We start from the raw sequence: 20,549 nt of genomic DNA on the forward strand, positions 1-20,549 counted from the left end.
GAATGAGGAAGTCATAATGCCGTCTGACGCATATACTACACCCGGTGTTTATATTGAGGAAGATGCTTCGCTATCGTTATCAATTAGCACCAGCCCAACGGCTATTCCGGTTTTCATTGGTAAGTTTTTCAGAAAAGATGGGAGCCAAATAGAACAGGGTAGCTGTATTAAAATCACCAGTTGGTTAGATTTTATCTCGCAGTTTTCATTATCTTCATCTTTTATAGTGTCAATACAGGCTACAGAAGAAAATACAGGGGAAAATGAGAATACAGGAGAAAATGAAAATGCAAAAATAAGCACAGAGACTGTTGCTAAGCCACTCAAAAACAGTCAGAAAAATGCTAAAATTGGTGGTGGTGCCTCAGTGGGTGAGAAAGTTAAAAAAACCTATACCTATGTTGCCACTGTCCAGATCGCCTCTTTCAGTGCTTTTGCTGTGCAGCATTATTTTAGTAATGGCGGTGGTGTTTGTTATTTGCTGCCATTGGTAGCGGCAGCGACAACTAATGTTTCGAAAGTAAAAGCTGCTACAGCAGTAAAAACTACTGAGGCGGTAAAATATGAATTAGCAACTTTGCCGGATTTGATAGAAAAACAGCAGGAGATTACCTTATTGCTTTGTCCTGAAACGGATGAAACGTTAGGAGCCAGCAAAAAACAGGAAGTCTACAGTGGAGTAAATTCTCTGTTAAAAGACAAAGTGGGTTATTTCCTGATTGCTGATAGTACAAATGGGGAAGATAAACCAACTACACAGCCGGATAAAACCGCTGTTTATTATCCTGATTTAGAGACCTCTTTTACTTATAACCAGCCAGCAGATGCTGATATTGCTCTGAGTGGTTATGAGGATCCATCAGCTAATCTGGAAACATTGAAAACAGCTTCACCAGAGGAATATGTTAAAGCTAAAAAAGCTGTCGATGACGTATTTAAAGCGACTAAAATCACCTTACCCCCAAGTGCCGCAGTTGCGGGTGCTTATGCGGCAACCGATGCCAGTCGGGGGGTCTGGAAAGCGCCAGCCAATGTAGCATTAAATAATGCAAAACCTGTTGAGGTAATTACCGACAACGATCAAAGCAGGATGAATAAAGCGGGCATTAATGCTATTCGTTACTTTACCGGCAAAGGCACACTGATTTGGGGTGCACGTACCCTGAAAGATGATGACAACTGGCGCTATATTCCGGTACGGCGTTTATTTAATGCGGCAGAACGGGATATCAAACAGGCAATGCGATTTGCTGTTTTTGAACCCAATAGCCAACCAACCTGGGAGCGGGTACGGTCAGCCATTGACAACTATCTCCATCAACTCTGGCAACAAGGGGCGCTGGTCGGCAGTAGTCCCCAAGAAGCCTATTTTGTCCAAATTGGTCAATATGTCACCATGTCCGACGACGATATTAAGCAAGGAAAAATGATCGTCAAAGTGGGTATGGCGGCAGTACGTCCGGCTGAATTTATCATCCTGCAATTTTCGCAAAAAGTAGCACAGTAACCATACTGAGGCGCGGTTTGCCGCGCCTGTTCTGTTGAGGAAACGACAATGGCGATTAAACAGCCGGGTGTCACAGTAACGGAAAACCTGATATCCCAGAAGCAGGATGATGCATTTATCGGTGTACCGGTTTTTATTGGTTGTATCCAACCTGCTAAAAACAACCATATCAGTGATAAAACCGCCGTAAAAATAAACAGCCTGACCAATTTTGCCCTGAAATTTCGGGAGTCAGGATTAATGTACTACTCCGTGCGCCACTTTTTTGAAAATGGTGGTCAACAAGCCTATGTACTGCCACTGGGGCCTGATGAGCAATTAAAAGATTTTCAGTCATTGATCACTGCGCTACAACAGGAATGGATTAAACAGGCTATTGCCGCAGAGAGTACTATCACACTGATTGTGGTCCCTGATATTGTCCGCTTTAATCAGGAAGGGGAGCCTGACGCCACCATAGATCTTTGGTTACAGTTCTGGCAGTCAGTGTTTGATCTTGGTAAAAGTCGACGTGGCATCATGGGATTGCTGGATGCTCCTGATGACCCAGCATTGGCGGCTAAATGTTTAGCGCAATTTTCTTCAAAAGATCGGCAATGGGGAGCGGTATACTGGCCGGGACTGAAAAGTGCATACCAAGAAAGTGGTAAACATATCATCCTTTCGCCTACCGCGGCGGTCGCTGCTGTCATCCAGAATCACGATAATCAGAAAGGCATATGGACCGCCCCTGCTAATGTGGCTTTAGCCAAAGTGGTTAGCCCGGTACGCTCTTTTATTGAAGCTGATGCACTCTTTAATCGGGATGACGACATCCCGCTGAATCTGATTCGCAGTTTTCCGGGCAAAGGGATTAAAATCTGGGGATGCCGAACCCTGGACAACACACCTGACTCCCCTTGGCGCTATATCCAAATTCGCCGCCTGGTCTCCTATATTGAAGCTCATATAACCCGACTGGGCCGGGCCTTTGTTTTCGAACCCAATAATCCGATCACCTGGATGAAGCTTAAGGGCCAAACCTACAACTGGCTGCATCAGTTATGGTTAAAAGGTGGACTGTCAGGGACCCAGGAAGAGCGGGCATTTGACATATTACTCGGTGTTGATGAATCAATGAGTGAAGCGGATGTGCTGGCCGGGAAAATGATCATGAAAATCAAATTGTCTCTGCTCATTCCGGCGGAATTTATTGAGCTGAACTTAACGTTTGATACTCGTACCGGCGCAACCCGATTAAGTTAATAAACAGGGGCAAAATATGCATAACTTCTACACCCCGTCAGTGTCACACCGTTTTATCGCCAGTTTTCTTTTTAACAATATTCCCAGTCCATTTGATATTGCCTTTCAGCAGATATCGGGCCTCAGCCGTGAATTGCAAACGACTCAACACAATCAAGGCGGGGAAAATGCCAGAAATGTCTGGCTGGCCGATAAGATCCAACACGGTAGTTTGGTGTTGGAACGCGGTGTGATGACAGTGACACCGCTCACTCTGATATTTGATCACGTCTTGCGCGGGGAAAAGGCGATTTATGCCGATGTGGTCATTATGTTGCTGAATGAAAATTTTTTACCCGTGGCGAGTTGGACAATCAGTAATGCGTTACCGGTTCGTTGGTCTACCGGTAACTTTGATGCCAATAGCAATGCTGTTTTGGTGAATTCTCTGGAATTACGTTATCAAGATATGCTCTGGTTAGGAGTGAAAGCATGACTGTAGAAATTAAGGAACTGATTATTCAGGCTAAAGTTACCGATTCTGCGAGTGATTTATCATCTCCGCGAACATTAGTGCAGGAAGCGTTGGACGACGCTCGCCTGATTGAGAGGATAAAGCACGAGGTGTTAGAGGCATTACGGGAAACAGGAGGTCATTATGAGCTTAATTGAACGTAGGCTGTCTAAACTCACGCTGACGGCTTTTAAAGATCGGGAAGGTAAAATCTTGGTGGGTAGTTTACAGGTGATGTATAACCCTGATGCTATTCAACTGGATTATCAAGCCAGTTATAAAAAGGGTGAAAGTATTACCAGTACCCACCAAAGCAACCACTATGAGTCATCTCAACCTGCCAGCCTGTCATTAGATCTGTTGTTTGATGCATCCATGCCCGGCAACACTACACCGATAGAAACCCAACTGGCGATCCTGAAAACTCTCTGTGCTATTGATGCTGGTACTAAAGTCTCTCACTTTCTTAAAATCAAGTGGGGGAAGATGCGCTGGGAAAATAAAGGCTATTTTGCCTGCCGGGCCGACGGTCTCAGCATTCATTACACCTTGTTTGACCGGGATGCTACCCCGCTGCGGGCAACTGCCACCTTATCTCTGGTGGCGGATGAGAGCTTTGTTATTCAGACTACCGAGCAACAGTTAAGATCACCACCGGCTACCGCGGTTAACGTAACCGATATGCTCTCCCTGCCATTGATTGCGTTGGGCGCTGGCGCTTCTCTCGCGGGGGGGATCGATTATCTCTCCCTTGCCTGGCAAAACGGTCTGGATAATCTTGATGATTTTACTCCGGGACAAACGCTACAAGCACGGAGGGAGGTATGAAGATACCCACAATAGCGATTAAGATAGGCGGCAAGGTACTCAATCAGTTTACTGTCATCAGTTTGTCAGTAAATTATCCTATCAATGGCATTCCTTCGGCTAACATCACTTTGGGTATCATCGGTGATACCAGTCATATTTTTGATGCCAAGGCGCAGGCTGAACTGGCAAGTTGTCGTCCGAATCATGAGCTTATTGTGCAGATCCAAAAAAATGTGTTGTTTAAAGGGATCATCGTTCGACAGACCTTAGGGCTTAAAGGTCAGGACAGTCTGATGATTCTGACGGCAAAACATCCACTGCAAAAATTAACGCATAGTTTCCACTCGCAACTATTCAGTAAACAGAGTGATGAGGCGATTATCAAGCAGCTATTCAGCCAGGCTGGTGTGCCTGTCGCGATAAAACAAGTGCCTCAGCTTAAGACGGTACATGAACAGATGGTGCAGTTTCGCTGTAATGACTGGAGTTTTCTAAAAAGCCGGCTTAGTGCTACCAATACCTGGTTACTCCCCGGCAATGACACTATTACGTTGGTAACGCCGGAATCGCTGAATAAATCAACTGTACATACCCTTCGTCAGCGCGGTAACCACCAGGACGTGGTGCTGTTTGAAGCTAATCTGCAATGGGATAATCAGCGCAGCCCCAAAACGATAAGTGTGCAGTCCTGGGATATTACCCAACAAAAGCTGTCTCAGGCGATTCAGGCGAAGCACAGCGGATTTGGCCTCGGTCAGCTTGCGGCGGACACTCTGAAACCGCTTACCGGCCAAGAGTGGCAATGGATTTTAAGCTACCCATTGGATAATGAACAAACCAAGCAGTTTGCTCAAAGCATCATAGGCAACCGACGAAGCCATAATATCTCCGGTAATTTTGAGGTTGAAGGTGATGATCGCTATAAACCGGGTGATGTTTTGGCGTTAACTGGTTTTGGTCAGGGGATGGATGGTCAGGCGATTATTACCGGTGTAAAGCAGACCATCACTCAGCGGCAAGGCTGGCGTACCCGGTTAACTTTAGGTATGCAATCAGACGTAGAACACATTGTGCCTCAGGTTAAAGAGCTGCATATCGGGATCGTAGAAAAATACCACCAGGACAGCCAATCGCTGGGTCGTATTCCGGTCAAAATACCGGCTTTAGACTTAACTAATGGCACTCTTCTTGCCCGCTTAGGTAAACCTTATGCCAGCCATGAAAGTGGATTTTGCTTCTACCCGGAACCGGGGGATGAGGTGATTATCGGTTTCTTTGAATGTGATCCCCGTTTTCCGGTGATATTAGGATCTATGCATAACCCTAAAAATAAATCGCCGTTGGAACCGAGTGAAAAAAATCTGGTGAAAACGTTGGTGATTAAGCAAGGAGAGAATCAGCAAGCACTCATATTCGATAATAAAGATAATACACTCGCATTTAATAGTGGAAAAAATACATTATCTTTGCAGCAGGATAAAGATATCACCATCAGTTCCGCTAAAAATCTCATCACTCATGCACAGGAAATTAATCTCCAGGCCGATAAATCCCTGTCAGCCGCTGGAAAATCTGGGGTCGATATTAAAGGGGCAAAAATTAATTTAACACAATAATAGGGTAGTGAGATGGCAGATAAAATATTAGCTGATATTTATGGCCGGGGGTGGGCATTCCCGCCTCAATTTTCTATTAAAGATAATGCGCATCCTGAAACACAATCTGGCGTAATAATGGCGGAAGGAGCAGAACATGTCCGCCAGAATATGAAAATTCTTTTTTTAACTGAACCTGGTGAACGGATTATGCGTGAAGATTACGGTTGCGGCTTAAATGATTATATGTTCGAAAATATCAGTGATGAATTGATGGCACGGATTCAAACACGTATTGAAGAACGCGTATTACGTTATGAACCCCGTGCAGAAGTGACTGAAATTCAGATAAATCAGGGAACAGATTTGTTTAATACCTTACATGTTCAGGTGACTTATACCCTAAGGGGCAGTGAAATCAGCCTGCAAATTGAAGGTATTCTTGAGATTGGTGAAGGGCCGATACGGGTGATCTTATGAGCAAACAACTGGTTATTGATGGCGACATCCTGCTATTTGAACCCTTATTCGGCAACCGGCAGGTCACCATTTTGGGGCTGGCAACCATCAGGGGCAGTGGGCACGCGCAAATCCGGGGAAAAAAGATCGTGATTGTGGGGGATGAAAAAAAGGTACAGTTTCAAGCGCAGTATATTACCCCCAGTCACCCGGTACCCGGCATGGGCATGGTCACCATTGCTCAATTGGATACCAACCAGCAGGTAAACTTTTGCCGTAGCCCTGTCACGATGATTGTTGTTGGGCAGCAGTTTATCGCCCGTTTTATGCCGTCACAACCGGCAAATAATCCGTCAACCGGACCGGATGTAACGGTACCAAGTATGGGAAAAGGCCGTTTTATTACCAATCAATATACTGTCAGTGCCGGGTAGATAACCTCGCCAATCTTATTTTTAAATAACAACGATTTCCTGAAAACATATTAAGGTTATATTCAAATAACAGGTGGTATAAATATGGGACAGACTGGATTAACGAATAAAATTACCGCTATCGTATCGGATACTGATTTTAAACTTGATGAAAGAAGTACACTGGATATTTTAAATTGGCTTAAAGAATACGCTGAAAAAATCCCTTTTGATCAAGAGAAAAAACAGTTCTGGAGTAGCTTCTATTTTTTTCAGAAAAATAGCCCTCAGGAATTAGCGAATATTTACCAGAATGCGAATAAAGCAAATGGTCTTTTACCCGCTCATCAGGCTTTTTTACTGGCTTTTTTAAAACTATTAGAAACGACCAAAACATTATTTAATACTTTTCCGGCTCGGCATCGAGATCTTTATTATCGGCAATTATTGGGCTTGAAACCGAGAGATGCTCAGGCGGATCAGGTGGCGATAGGTATTACCCTGAGTTCGGATCGTATTGAATATTTTGTTCCTAAAGGAACCCGCTTTGATGCCGGATATGATAGTGCGGGAAATCCGTTACAGTATGTGTCCGAATCGAATGTATTGGCAAATCAAGGGGAACTGACCGACTTACGTTGGTATCGGAAAGAGGGGGATGGCTGGAAATCGGCAATACCATTAAATCTTGCAGATAACATTGTATTCCCTGAAAACGGTATCCAACTTTTTAGCCCAAAGCTTAATGGTGTTCCGGTTCTTTCCGGTTATCTGATTACTTCGCCGCTATTTGCCATGTTGGCAGGAGAACGAAGTATTAAAGTAACATTGGCAGACAAGTGGGCAGGTAATGATTGTCACATCACCGCTAAAATCAGTTCGGGAGATCACTGGCTTTCTCTGTCTGTAAAAAAAGAAAAAGATACCGATTATCTGATGCTTTGCTTATCAGCTAATGATGATCCTATCACTCCTCCTGACAACCTTGATGGAATGACATTTGATGCACCGGTTGTACCAGTACTTAAATTGGGCACTGCTCAGGGGCCTGTGCTGCCCAAGATTAAAGATATTGAGATCAGCATTAACGGCAACCGTAATGTGTACTATGCCTCTGACGGCGGTATTGAACAAACGGATACAGCCAGCTTTCCCTTTGGTCAATTGCCATCGTTAGGCTCCGGTTTTAATGTGGTTGCCCCGGAATGGTATGGCACTGAAAATGCAACACTCACGATGACTCCTCAATGGGTTGGATTGCCCAAAAAGGGTTTTAAAGAGTGGTATAAGGAGGTTAAGAAGAGTGAAGAGGGCCAAGAAATTAGCCATGTTGATAGGATTACTGCAAATAGCGTATTTAAAGTACAGGGTTACTTAGTCACTCCTCAGAAGAGAGAAAAGCTTAATGAGGTGCAGTCATTATTCAGTGGAGATCACGAACCACAGGGACAAAGCCTGCAATTTACCTTACCGGCAATGAATTACCCTATTGCCGACAGCCCAAAACCCAATGACTGGCCGGCATCAATACGCATAGAACTGGCCGAGCAAGATTTTATGCACACCCAGTATTGGCAAGATCCTACCGGTAAGAATTTACCCTATACGCCGCAAATCAGTGCGTTGCAGGTTCAATTCAGCACTAAAGTTAAACCTGAGCAATTTACTGTTTATCCTCTGACGCCTTTTGGCTGGGGCGAGGCAGCAGCAGAAACGCCGGTACTTGCCCATGAAGCATTCTATTTAGGCTTTACGGGAGTACTACCGGGACAAACGTTATCTCTCTATTGGCAGTTAGAAGGCATTAAAGCACTCACTTTATCCTGGTTTTATCTCAACAAGAGCAATACCTGGATTAAGTTGGATAAATTAGTTGACGATCAAACTCGTAACTTGTTTGACCGGGGGATCTGGCGCGCTTTATTGCCACCGGATGCTTCAAATCAGGCAGCTCTGATGCCGACGGGGCGGTATTGGCTGAAAGCAGAGATAACTGATAAGACCGATCTTCAGGATTACCCTGGAATTAATGGCTTGTTATATAACGCTACCACGGCAACTTTAGCCAACACAGAAACCGTTGAGCAGGATCATTTTATCAATGGATTAGCCGCTGGCAGCATTAAACAACCGGTGAACACTGTTGTTGCAATTAGCAACGTCACTCAACCTTGGCCTTCCTGGAACGGTCATCCCCGGGAAACGGAGCAAGCCTTTTTAAAACGAATTCCTGTCCAGTTGTCCCACCGTAACCGGGTACTGAGTTGGGGGAATATGGTCACTTTACTAAAAGATCATTTTGTCAGCCTATTTGATGTCAGACACCATTCTGGCGGTAAATTAACCACCATTCCTGCGCCGGTAAAACAACAATTAATTGTGATCCCCGACAACCGTTACAAAGATAATAATGATGCGCTACGTCCAGAGTTGAACCCGGCCCGGTTGGCAGAGATGGTTAAATGGTTAAGCCGATTAAGCAGCCCTTGGGCAACCATTGAAATTAACAATCCTACCTACGTTAACGTTTTGATCCGTTATCAACTGGTGTTTGTCTCAGGTGTTAATCCCGACTACGGTCATCATCAGCTACAACAGGAATTGAGCCGAAACTATATGCCGTGGGGAGAAAATCCGGCTATCGGTGTAACAACCGGTAACTGCATTGATTACTACCAGTTGTTAGCCACGATCCAGCAATTCTCTCTGGTTGAACGGGTCACGGATTTAACCCTGGAAAAACAGGGAAAGCAGGCAGGCGCAATGGGTGAAAGTATTTGGGCTGACGATAATGAAGTATTGATTTTAGTCTGGTCAAAAGAGGAGTTAGCACATGAGTAATCAGGATGCTTTATTTCCCATCGTCAAAGATGATATTGCTTTTGATACCTTACTTAATCAGGCAAAGGCGGTTATTGAACAACAGTCCGGTAACTGCTGGAGTGATATGGGTGAAAGTGATCCCGGTGTCACCTTATTAGAAGCTTGTTGTTATGGTGCATCAGATTTGGCTTACCGCCACTCATTACCACTCAAGGATCTGCTGACGCCCAGTAAAGAGGAACAGACACCCGGCGATGGTATTTTTCCGGAGGAGTTTGGCCCGCAACAAATGCTGACTTGCGGTCCAATTACTGCCGAGGATTATCGTCGGGCATTGCTGGATTTGCATAGTGACGATACGGTTAATGGTTACTTTTTATTTAATGATGTACTACTGGTATGTGAACCAAAAGATCAACGCTATACATACTGGTATAGCAAAAAGGAACGAAAATACAGTTTTCAAATGCCAAAATCAGAAAGTGAACAGTTAACATTAAGAGGAAATTATTGGCTTTATTTACTGCCGAGTCGGGAAAGTGAGAATAATAAAACCCTGGCTGAGAATAGATTGAAAGCATTTCTGAAAGATAATCGTAATTTGGGAGAATGGGTTAGTAAGGTTATTTGGTTAAAACCCGTTGATTTACCATTGAAGATTGGTATTCAGCTTGATAATGACGTTAAAGATATTGCTGACATATTTGCACAAATTTATATGATGGCGGAACAAACCATACTTGAAAAGCCGTTGCGTTATACTACTCAAGCGCTGAAAGAAATGGGTTATAGTAATGAAGAGATCTTTGATGGCCCTTATTTACACCACGGCTGGATACCTACATTACCGCCGATCAGAGACTACAACGCTTCTATGGTATTAAATTTAAGCCCGTTGGTTAACCGATTATTGGCTATTAAAGGTGTTCAAGGCGTTACCCGGCTGGAATTAGATAAGTATGATGCTGACATTATTTCTCCGTTATCGGGCGATCATTGGTCTTGGGAAATTGTTAAAGGATATTATCCCAGACTATGGAGCAGTGACCCCTTAGAATTGATTACCTCATCAAACAGCCCACTTACCATTACCGCCAAAGGTGGGGTTAATATAACCATATTTAAACAAGATATAGAGAAAAAGGTCATGAAGGAGCCATTATTTACTACACATCCAGAATTATTGAATTGGGGCAGGCATCGTAAAGCCTTGGATTATTATCCGGTGAGTAATAAGTTACCTGCCTGCTATGGATTGCAAACTCATAAACATACCCTACAACAAGTGCAGTTACACCAATTTATACTGCCTTTTGAACAAATGTTAGCTAACAGCTGCGCCGAACTCGCTTTATTGCCAAAACTATTGGCTTTTAAACAACGGGGAAATACGGTATATGGCGCACAATGGCCTTTTAAGGCGAATACAGTCAGTCATAAAGTTCATCAAAATATAGAATCTGATTTGGTAGAAAAGCTTCATAATGATTCATATATTTCTCATAAAGGCGTTATTCAGGAGAGAAATTATGCAAAAGAGCTGGCTATCCTTGAATATCTGTTAGGCTATTTTGGTGCTCATCGAGCAGCCAGACCACTTATACTTAGCCGACAGGATTTTCTGTCTACTCAGCGCGATTATTTGGCTCAACAGCCAGAGCTGGCCTATCAGCGTAATAATATTCGGATAGATAAAGTATCAGCGCTGCAAAAACGGATTGCGGCCCGATTGGGTTTGGGAAGAAAATGTTTTAGTGAAACGCCAGATTTGGCTGATCTGCCTTTCTACCTGATTGAACATCGTCGGCTCTTACCCGTGAAACCTGATGTGGCATTTGACAGTGAACAAACACCTGATGGACTGGAAATTAAAAGTCATCCTGATTCTAAAAGCCATCACTTAATTATCACCCAGCAAAGTGCAGCAGGGCGGTTATTGCAGGGTCAGATGATTGATCTAATTATCAAAGGCGATAATGGATTCACGTTGCGGGGCCAAGTGATCACTGAGATTACAGAAAAATCATTTTATCTTGACACGCGTAACAGCGTTGTATTGGAATATCGGTTGAACGAAGTGCAGCAGGCATTTACGGATGGAAATCTGCGTTGGTGTGATAGCCCGGTGTGGTTGGAAGATATGGATTATCAACTGGTTTATGCTGATGAAGCGGATCAAAGTGGTGCTGAAAATGAACGCTGGATCACTTCCAGTCCTCAAAGTCCCTTTCCTGCTATGATCAAAGAAGGTGACGAAATCACGCTAAAATATAAAATTACCTCCTATGAACCCGCCAAAAAAATATCAGCTAACACGAAATCCTCATCTGACTATATGCTTAAAGCTTCGGTAAAAAAATTCGATCGTATTAAAGGTAAAATATTAATTACACGAAATGAAGATACTGAAGTTACTTTTCCACAAAAGGAAAATGCATGGCGTTATCGCTGGTATTTCTCCAGTGCAGAATATGCTCATACTGATCGTTTTTCATTTGTCGTCAGCGTAGTGATTAATAGCCAGTTAATTGAGAATAAAAATGTTGATCCTCATAAACTGGAATCGTGGGTAAAAACCGAGATTTTAGCTGAATTTCCTGCTCATGTTTCCATGATTATTCACTGGTTGTCACCGGAGCATTTCAGGAATTTTGCCAGCACCTATAAGCGTTGGCAAAATAATGGTACTCCTTTAGGTGATGAAGCATACCATATTTTAGAAATGTTAACGCTGGGACGTCTGCCTTCCGCATTAACTGGCATAGGGAATATGAGAATTGCCACTGAAGGGCAGAGAACTGAGGTCATGGGTCAATCTGAAACAGAATGGCATTCTGAATTCATTGAGAGTAATCAATTACTATATGTACCGAAAGTTCAAGAAGATATTTATCGTAGTAAAGATGATAGAGGAAATACACCAATTGAAAATCCTCAATTTCAGTCTGGGGATAATAAAGACAAAGATTAATTTATCTATAGGTAAAAAGTGGATTAATATAATATTACAGTAAAAGATACTTATTGTAATATTAAATTCGTTATCTTTAATTATTACTATGTCATTATGCAGTCATAATTTTAGGATATTAGCAATAGAATAGACTAATATATAAGGTGATAAAGATGGAAAAGAAAAACAATATATCTAATTCAGAGCTTAGTGCGGAAAGTAATAATAACAAGGAAGATCTCTCCGCAGATGATTTAAAAAAACGCTTTAAAGCAGGCAGCATTCCATTACAAACTGATTATGAACACTTAATTGATATTGCTGATATTGGTCGTAAAGCTTGTGGTAAGGCACCACAGCAAAATGGACCAGGAAAAGGATTGAAACTAGATGATGACGGTACGCTCAATTTAAAAATGGGCACTCTTTCCAACCAAGACTTTTCTCCATTAATACTGAAAGATGATATTTTATCTGTGGACCTTGGTAGTGGTCTGATTAATAAAGACAATGGGATATGTGTTGGTCAAGGCAATGGTATTGTTGTAAATACAGATAATGTGGTTGTTAAGGCTGCCAACGGTATTACCGTTGATGGCGATGGAGTTTCAGTCAAAGCTAAGAGTAATGGCAGTATTTCCGTTGACTCAGATGGCATAGCTGTTAAGTGTTGGAAAGGGGGTGGGATTGTAGTAACTGATAATACGGGTCTTTATTTAAAATTGGAGGGAGGAGATGGAAGTAACGCTTGGAGTGGTGTAAGTGGTTTGAGTCTGAGTGAGAGTGGTGTAAAAGTTAAAGCTAGTAATGGTATTAATGTTGATAAAAATGGTGTTTCCGTTAAAGCTGGTAATGGTATTAAGGTTGATGATAAAGGTGTCAGTATTGATTCTGATAAAGTACTCCCCAGAGGAATGATTGTGATGTTCTCTGGTAGTAGTGTTCCTACAGGATGGGCGCTGTGTGATGGTAAGAATGGTACACCTAATTTAATTGATCGATTTATTTTAGGGGGGGATTTTGCTGGTGTTAATGGGCAGAGTAATGACAAAACTTCAGGTAGTGCTAATGCTAAAGAATTCAGAATAAGTACAGCGAATAAAAAACTCACAATCACAATAAAAGGTACAAAACTTTCTTTGAATCAAATGCCAAAACATAACCATCTAGGAGGAATGGCTTATTTTAGTACAGCAGGTGCCAAATATAATGCCTCTAATTCTTCTAATGAGGCTAAAAGAAGTCTTGACAATAATCCTGGTACTCAGGATTTTATGAATATTTGGAGTAAAGGCAGAAACCTTTTTGTAGAACCTGATTCTAGCTCTTATTATTTTTACACATCTGACACTGGGAATGGGGAAGAACACACCCACGCTGTTGATGCTAATGCTAATATTATTCCCCCTTACTATATTCTTGCTTTTATCATGAAAACCTAACATTTATTAAACGATTAAAAATTTTAATTATCTATTAATCATAAAGAGAGCATTATCATGACTTCGGAGTCAAATCTGTTAAATCGGATTACCATTACTATTGAGGTAAATAATAAACAAGTGGCTAAAAAAGTATTGCGAAGCTCCTTGTTTAATCGGATTAATATATATAAATTATTTAATTTATATTTTGATAAATATAGCTCTAATCGGAGTGTGTATTTTGAAAAATTAACGCTGAATATTGATGAAATAAATTTTCTAGACTTAAATTCATTGTTTCCTATTCGGCTTAATTCTGCTCTAGATAAAGCATTGAATCAATATCAGACAAATAATAAGGTGAAAATATTTACAGGAGATTCAATAATACTCAAAAATAATCGCAAGCCATTTCTATTACATAGTGGTTATTTGTCCAATATCGAGGAGTTTATTCAGTATTTATATCAAAAAAGTTCTCAGTTAAATCCTGAAAAGGGAATGGAAAATAATAGAAATATTGATATCAATGTCGATATATTAATTAAACAATTAATGAAAACAGGGAAGAAATTAACATTATTATTGGCAAAAAGCTGTCTATCTGAACACAGCTTGCAGCGGCTTTTGTCTATCAATCAACCTGTTTTATTAACCGCTATTAATCGTAAGTTATCAGAGGATATAGATATATTCCAGCATCAAGGAGAGGCGATTTATTCCTGGCAACTGGTATTAAATGCACTGGGATATATACAGCGTTATAATACGCAGGAAATACCTGAACCAGATGTGAAGGTGATATCATATATCACGGCTGAACTTGAGAGCTGCATGCTTGATGTTGTGTCTATTATTACGTTATTTCGCCAGAATATAGTCACTGAAAATGTCTTATTAAATGAATGGTTGAAGCCACTTTGGCAAATAGAATTGATTCCACAATTTTGTAAAAAACACCTCTCTATTCAGGAATATGAAAATTTAGTTAATCGCTTTGGTTGTGAAAATCAGAGTCTTAGAGAACCTGTTCTACAAAAAATAACTGAAGTTGATCTGTTACTAATTGAATTATTACAGGCATTAGCGACAGAGCCGCAGCAAAATTTACCGCCATTAAATCAGCATCAACGTTCATTAATAGCCACAGCGATTCAAAAAGGAGAGGTAAAAGCTCAAAATATTCTCCAGCTATTTCAACATCCAGCGTTATATAACCGAGATGGGACAACTTGGTTAGCGCCGCTATGGCAATTAACGCCTATTTCACTGGTATGTAAGAAACATCTTTCTGCTAAAGAATACCAAGATCTTTCGCAACGTTTTATTCTAAATAATGCAGATAAAAAATTAATTACCGAAGATCGACAAGCATTATCGGTATTGGATAACCTGAGCATTACAGGTAATCACTGTAACCAACCACGAATTATCAATAGATCACACGTTGACCGGGTTTTATTAACTAAACAAACTTTTCCGTGTCAGGTGAGTAATGTTGGAATATTGGTTCTATGGCCGATATTACCGGCGTTATTTAATCGGCTTGGTTTGCTCGAAGCGCAGAAATTTATCCATCGTCAGGCTCAGTTTAATGCTGTGGGTCTCCTTGATTACTTTATTTGGGGGAACGAAGAAGTACAAACAGAACGAAAGATCCTGAATAACGTTCTGTGTGGATTAATGGCTGGCGAAATTATGGAATTAGCGCCTCTTGAACCGGAAAAAAAGTTAATAATAGAACAATGGCTGGATGCTATTATCAGCCAGCTTCCCATGTGGAAAAAATTAAGCCGTAATGATGTCCGCCAGCTGTTTTTACAACGACCGGGTGAATTGCTAATAGATAATCAGGAAATCAAAATCACAGTACAGCATCAACCGTTTGATTTGCTATTAACCGATTGGCCGTGGCCGTTAAATATTGCAAAATTTCCCTGGCTAAATCGCCCTTTACAAATTGACTGGAAAAATATTTAAAAGGTTTATATGAATTCTTTACTGAAAAATAATCACTGCATGGTGGCTGAATTATACTGGATTTATCCCCATCTGGAACGTGTTGATCTGCGGTTACAGCATTACTATTATCAAAACAGCGACAAATACGATTCTTTACCAGAGAGTTTTTTACTGACTGAAGATGAAATAAAACAACGTTTGGTGACACCATTAGGTATTCCCCATTGGATAATTAAAGGGGATGGTATTGTTAACCTCCCTGAAACCGGAGAAAACCCATACTTTGATATATTATCCTTATTGATTGAACGCTTCGAACTCACTGAATTTGAGCGTGATGCTTTATTATTAGGTTTATTACCTCATTTCGACAACCGTTATCATGCGTTATTTGCTGCTTTGCATGGTAACAGTAAAAAACAGTGGCCCAGTTTTGCTTTAGCAATTGAATTATTTAGTGAACGTCAAAGTGATCGGCAATTATTGCAAAACAGCTTTTTACCGCAAACACCGTTAATTCGTAACCACTTATTTCGGCTTAATAACGATGAGGAACCTATTTGGCTACAAACGCAATTTTTAACTCACAGTGCTGTCTGGCATTTTCTATCAGGACAACGGGTTATTTTACCACCATTGATAACTTGTGCTTACTGGAATACTCCGGCTTTACAAACTTGGTATCCACCAGCCCTTTATTCTTCACTTGAAAAGATATTATTGAATGAAGTACGTCCGCTGGTGATATTAAGAGGAAAAGAGGGGAGCGCCAGAGAATTAGCCGTCAGTAATATTATGGCGTTTCATGGTATCAGTACTTTAACCCTTGATTTAGCCCGCCTGCCAGACGAAGAGAATCTAACGGTAATATCTAACTTACTAACCGATGCAATACGGGAAGTCCGGTTACACGACGCCTGTTTATTAATTCGCAATTTTTCTTTACTTGCAGAGGAAAAGAAAATATTGAATAGTGCGTTATCTGCTTTACTGAATCAGCCAAAATTACGCGTAGTGTGTTTAATGGAACCGCGAGACTCATTAGTGTGGATTAAACATCTGCCTATGGTGCAAATCGATATGCCCATAACAACACTGATAGAGAAAAAAACCATGCTAGAAAAAAGCTTACCGAGCCATGCTTCGGATGAAATTAATATTACTCAATTATGTCAGCGTTTTTCATTTACAGCGGAAACATTGCCACTAATCCTTGAAGAAGCTTGTCAATACCAAATACTCCGACAGCCGGAAGGTCAATTGGAAGAGATCGATCTGCGTCAGGCATTAAGTTTCCGTGCCCAACAGAACTTAGGTAAATTAGCGCAGCGGATAACCCCAAAACGTAGTTTTAATGACTTAGTGGTTGCTGATGAATTAATTCAACAATTGAAAGAAATTATTGCCGCTATTAATTATCGTGATCAAATATTAGGTGCCGGTTTTCAGGAAAAAATAAGCTATGGTACAGGTATTAGTGCTTTATTTTATGGTGAATCAGGGACGGGTAAAACGATGGCCGCAGAGATTATTGCCGGGCATTTGGGGGTTGATTTGATTAAGGTCGATCTTTCTACGGTGGTAAATAAATATATTGGTGAAACTGAAAAAAATATTTCCCGCATTTTCGATCTGGCCGAAGCGGATTCTGGTGTTCTGTTTTTTGATGAAGCCGATGCTTTATTTGGCAAACGCAGTGAAACCAAAGATGCTCAGGACAGACATGCTAATATTGAAGTTTCTTATCTGTTACAACGACTGGAGGATTATCCGGGATTAGTTATTCTAGCCACCAATAATCGTAGCCATTTGGATAGCGCGTTTAATCGCCGTTTTAGCTTTATTACCCATTTTACTTATCCTGATGAAGAGCTACGTAAAAAAATGTGGCGGGCAATTTGGCCTGAACAATTGAGATTATCGGATGAGATTAATTTTGAACATTTGGCTAAACGTGCCGATATAACCGGCGCTAATATCAGGAATATTGCTTTATTATCATCAATGTTGGCAGTAAATGATAATAATGAACAAATTGAAAATAAATATATCGAGCGAGCAATTATACTTGAATTAAATAAAATCGGCCGATTGGTTTTTTAAATATTTGTTAATTTTGGAGTCGATATGAAAAATATCATTGATCCTGATAATGCTATTGTGGAAGTTAATAACGCATTAAAAGATATTTTATTTCAGTATTTAACTAACATTGATATTCGTTTTGATCTGCCAGAAATGGATTTAATTCCATCGAAGCCGACAATAAGTGTATTTCTTTATGATATACATGAAGATTTACAATTACGTTCTGCTGAGCCAAGGCGTTATAGCCCTGCGAATCATTTATTATTACCGGGATGGGTAAATATTAATTATAATTATTTAATTACCTACTGGCATTCGAGTAAACCATCAAGTGATGGTTGTAGTCCAGATAGTCAGCCCGATAATCAGGCTGCAAAAATAATGACTGGTGTTTTAAACGCGTTGATTAATAATCGTCAATTATCTAAAATTCCCGGCGCATATACCAGAGTGATCCCACCGCAGGAAAATTTAAATAGCTTGGGTAATTTTTGGCAGGCTCTCGGTAATCGGCCACGCCTGTCTTTATTGTATTCAGTTACAGCACCTGTAAAACTTCAAGATATTATAAATACGGTAGAACCGGTTAGAGAGATTTCCCATTCTATGAATCAAAAACCAAATTTGGTTAGCGCACAAATAAATCAAGTTTTATCAGAGAAATTATGTATTGATTTAGGTGGCACAGAAGATGTACGTTTTGCTCTTGCTAAAGTGAATCTGAAAACTGAATTTACCGCAGAGGATAATGAAAGTGTTATTCTTAAAGTTTCTGGCATTACCCGTTCGGATTATTTAGAGAGAATAAAAGTTATTCTTTCTGAATGGGAAAATAGTCAAAGTGCAATTATTGAGATAAATGGTGCAGGTATCTTTATCGCTAAAGAAAATTCTGACAAGTTAATTGGAATATAAAGTTATGGTTTAACTATCTCACCCATTTATCTTGTAATATTCTTCACTATCTGATTTGTCAGAAAGTGCTTGATTTATTTTGGATAATAGAAAAAGATAGATAATATGGTTCAAAAGAAAACAAAGGTATAAGTATAGCGATATTATAGAAAGATATTCAGATTAAATGCATTATTCAGAATAATGAGAAAATCATTAAGGGTTATTATTTGTTTAAATATTTTCAATTGAATGGTTAAATCGTTTTGATGATAATTTTAAATGTAACAAGTTCATCTATTATAGAGGATTTATAAATGTTCAAAAATGATGTTTATGAAAAAACAGTTAAATCTGGCAAAGGTAAAACTTCAGATGGAATGCTATTGGATGCATTATACTTGGATGTCCCTAATGCCAGAGCAGTCATGTCTGCTTATAAGAAAAAGACACCTAAGTTACCTGATTTTAATAAAAAGACGCAATTAATTCTCAGTGCTTCAAAGAAATTTGGTCAGCTAATAAAACCTGCAAAGCAACGTGCTTTCTCTGAGCCTGGTTTAAAAGCGAATGGTATTTCTAACGGAAAGTTTATTTATTCAAAAAACTCTTTGTCGAATTTCGCTGCTCATGCAGGATATGAACATAATGGTCATTATGAAGATGAATTTGTCAATTTTAAGGATAATGATAGAAATTTAGCAGAGGGTAAGCTATTTCCTGGAGTTAATTTGATTAGGCGGCCATTAATAGAAAAAAATAAAGAAACAAATGAATGGGAAATAAAACAAATAGAAGTCGATGCTTATAAGGTCAGTGATATTGATTCTTTTATTTTAGGGATAAATAATATGTATAATGAAGCAGGTACATCTTTACATCCAATAACAGAATCCCTGATCAGAAATCATATTATTAACAATGATTATGTATTACCTACGATGGCGGGTATTGCTGGTTTGCATGCAGAGGTACAAGCACTTAACCATTTATTGATTTTAGAAGATGAAAGGGCTGGGAAAACTATAGGAAGTCGAAAAATAGGAGAATATATGCGGGATATGCTGAAATCATCTATTTTTACACAGCGATTAACAACAAAACAAGCGGGAGATGATTTTGCTGCTTGCCATAATTGCTCTGGAATATTGTCAGCGCCAGCTAATGTTATTACTGGTAAGGTGGAAAGTGCGGGCGGTAATTTTTCATCAACATTATCTCGATATAAGAGATCACAAGAATCACCAATATAAAATAGTATTTTATTAAATGGACGATTTATCGTGGTGCTTTATTTTAAGAATGAAGCGCCATTATTTTAAATTATTAACAATGAGTATGGGTTATATTTGTTTTTGCGGAATTGAAAATATAATAACGATTGTGCTATTTTATGCAATCACGAAGATGGCTACCATATAGTTACAGCAAGAGAAATATTAGGTCTTCTCAATTTTGGATATAAACGAGAAAAACGAGGGAGACAAGTGATTTATACATGTAAAAATTATTCTTCTGCCGATAATTCTTATTTTTTGTGCTGATGGGTTCATGATGGTTCCCTGGTGTTATTGTTATAATTTGTTATTTTTTATGATTATTTCACACGCTATTTCACAAATATACGACTGCTATCACATTCGCGTATCCTATGCGCGAAGTTGATTTTTCTTATAATTATTTGATTTGTAAAGTTTATGTTGGATTATTGTGAAATGTTAACTTTCACATAAAGATGTGATGAAAAATATGATTATGGATACATTTAAGGTCAGGTAAGCGAATTTCGTTGAGTGCTTTTAACGCCTTCACAATACAGTAGTGCAAGCGGGGTTTTCCCCAGACGAGGAACATGCATTTACAGCTTCGCATTTACAGTTTTG

At 40.0% G+C, this 20,549-nt stretch carries 15 protein-coding genes; all 15 read left to right on the forward strand.

Features of this window, described 5'->3' with window-relative positions; all coding sequences use genetic code 11:
• Window positions 1–16: 16 nt before the first annotated feature.
• The 15 genes from VY86_RS18835 to VY86_RS18905 all read left to right on the forward strand — a co-directional run bounded on the left by VY86_RS18835 (window position 17) and on the right by VY86_RS18905 (window position 19,919).
• A complete protein-coding gene (locus tag VY86_RS18835; RefSeq protein ID WP_046976089.1) occupies window positions 17–1,507 on the forward strand; it encodes a phage tail sheath family protein in 1,491 nt (496 codons plus the stop codon).
• A 48-nt stretch (window positions 1,508–1,555) separates the two neighbouring features.
• Window positions 1,556–2,752, forward strand: coding sequence for a phage tail sheath C-terminal domain-containing protein (locus tag VY86_RS18840; RefSeq protein ID WP_046976090.1), 1,197 nt, complete (start codon window positions 1,556–1,558; stop codon window positions 2,750–2,752).
• Window positions 2,753–2,768: 16 nt separating this feature from the next.
• Window positions 2,769–3,227: a phage tail protein gene (locus VY86_RS18845; protein ID WP_046976091.1), complete on the forward strand. Its 459-nt coding sequence runs from the start codon at window positions 2,769–2,771 to the stop codon at window positions 3,225–3,227.
• On the forward strand, window positions 3,224–3,403 hold the full coding sequence (locus tag VY86_RS18850; RefSeq protein ID WP_021325530.1) for a DUF5908 family protein: 180 nt from the start codon (window positions 3,224–3,226) through the stop codon (window positions 3,401–3,403). Before VY86_RS18845 ends, VY86_RS18850 begins: the two co-directional genes overlap by 4 nt.
• Window positions 3,390–4,073: a CIS tube protein gene (locus tag VY86_RS18855; RefSeq protein WP_046976092.1), complete on the forward strand. Its 684-nt coding sequence runs from the start codon at window positions 3,390–3,392 to the stop codon at window positions 4,071–4,073. Before VY86_RS18850 ends, VY86_RS18855 begins: the two co-directional genes overlap by 14 nt.
• Entirely contained in the window at window positions 4,070–5,671 is a 1,602-nt protein-coding gene (locus tag VY86_RS18860) for a phage baseplate assembly protein V (RefSeq protein WP_046976093.1), read from the forward strand. Before VY86_RS18855 ends, VY86_RS18860 begins: the two co-directional genes overlap by 4 nt.
• A 12-nt stretch (window positions 5,672–5,683) precedes the next feature.
• Complete coding sequence (locus tag VY86_RS18865; RefSeq protein ID WP_046976094.1) at window positions 5,684–6,130, forward strand: GPW/gp25 family protein; 447 nt, start codon at window positions 5,684–5,686, stop codon at window positions 6,128–6,130.
• On the forward strand, window positions 6,127–6,543 hold the full coding sequence (locus tag VY86_RS18870) for a hypothetical protein (RefSeq protein WP_046976095.1): 417 nt from the start codon (window positions 6,127–6,129) through the stop codon (window positions 6,541–6,543). Before VY86_RS18865 ends, VY86_RS18870 begins: the two co-directional genes overlap by 4 nt.
• An 84-nt stretch (window positions 6,544–6,627) precedes the next feature.
• On the forward strand, window positions 6,628–9,363 hold the full coding sequence (locus VY86_RS18875) for a baseplate J/gp47 family protein (protein WP_046976096.1): 2,736 nt from the start codon (window positions 6,628–6,630) through the stop codon (window positions 9,361–9,363).
• The gene (locus VY86_RS18880; RefSeq protein ID WP_046976097.1) at window positions 9,356–12,316 is read left to right on the forward strand and encodes a hypothetical protein; all 2,961 of its coding nucleotides are present in this window, start codon (window positions 9,356–9,358) and stop codon (window positions 12,314–12,316) included. The genes VY86_RS18875 and VY86_RS18880 overlap by 8 nt, the downstream gene beginning before the upstream one ends.
• 155 nt (window positions 12,317–12,471) lie before the next feature.
• Window positions 12,472–13,740 carry a tail fiber protein gene (locus VY86_RS18885; RefSeq protein WP_046976098.1) on the forward strand — a complete coding sequence of 423 codons (1,269 nt, stop codon included), beginning with the start codon at window positions 12,472–12,474 and terminating at the stop codon, window positions 13,738–13,740.
• A 57-nt stretch (window positions 13,741–13,797) separates the two neighbouring features.
• On the forward strand, window positions 13,798–15,702 hold the full coding sequence (locus tag VY86_RS18890; RefSeq protein ID WP_046976099.1) for a contractile injection system tape measure protein: 1,905 nt from the start codon (window positions 13,798–13,800) through the stop codon (window positions 15,700–15,702).
• 9 nt (window positions 15,703–15,711) lie between these two features.
• Window positions 15,712–17,787, forward strand: coding sequence for an ATP-binding protein (locus VY86_RS18895; protein WP_046976100.1), 2,076 nt, complete (start codon window positions 15,712–15,714; stop codon window positions 17,785–17,787).
• A 24-nt stretch (window positions 17,788–17,811) separates the two neighbouring features.
• Window positions 17,812–18,687, forward strand: a complete 876-nt coding sequence (locus tag VY86_RS18900; RefSeq protein ID WP_046976101.1) for a Pvc16 family protein — start codon at window positions 17,812–17,814, stop codon at window positions 18,685–18,687.
• Window positions 18,688–18,983: 296 nt separating this feature from the next.
• On the forward strand, window positions 18,984–19,919 hold the full coding sequence (locus tag VY86_RS18905) for a YwqJ-related putative deaminase (protein WP_046976102.1): 936 nt from the start codon (window positions 18,984–18,986) through the stop codon (window positions 19,917–19,919).
• The last annotated feature ends 630 nt before the right edge of the window (window positions 19,920–20,549 follow it).

This window comes from Photorhabdus thracensis (assembly GCF_001010285.1).
Lineage (GTDB): Bacteria > Pseudomonadota > Gammaproteobacteria > Enterobacterales > Enterobacteriaceae > Photorhabdus > Photorhabdus temperata.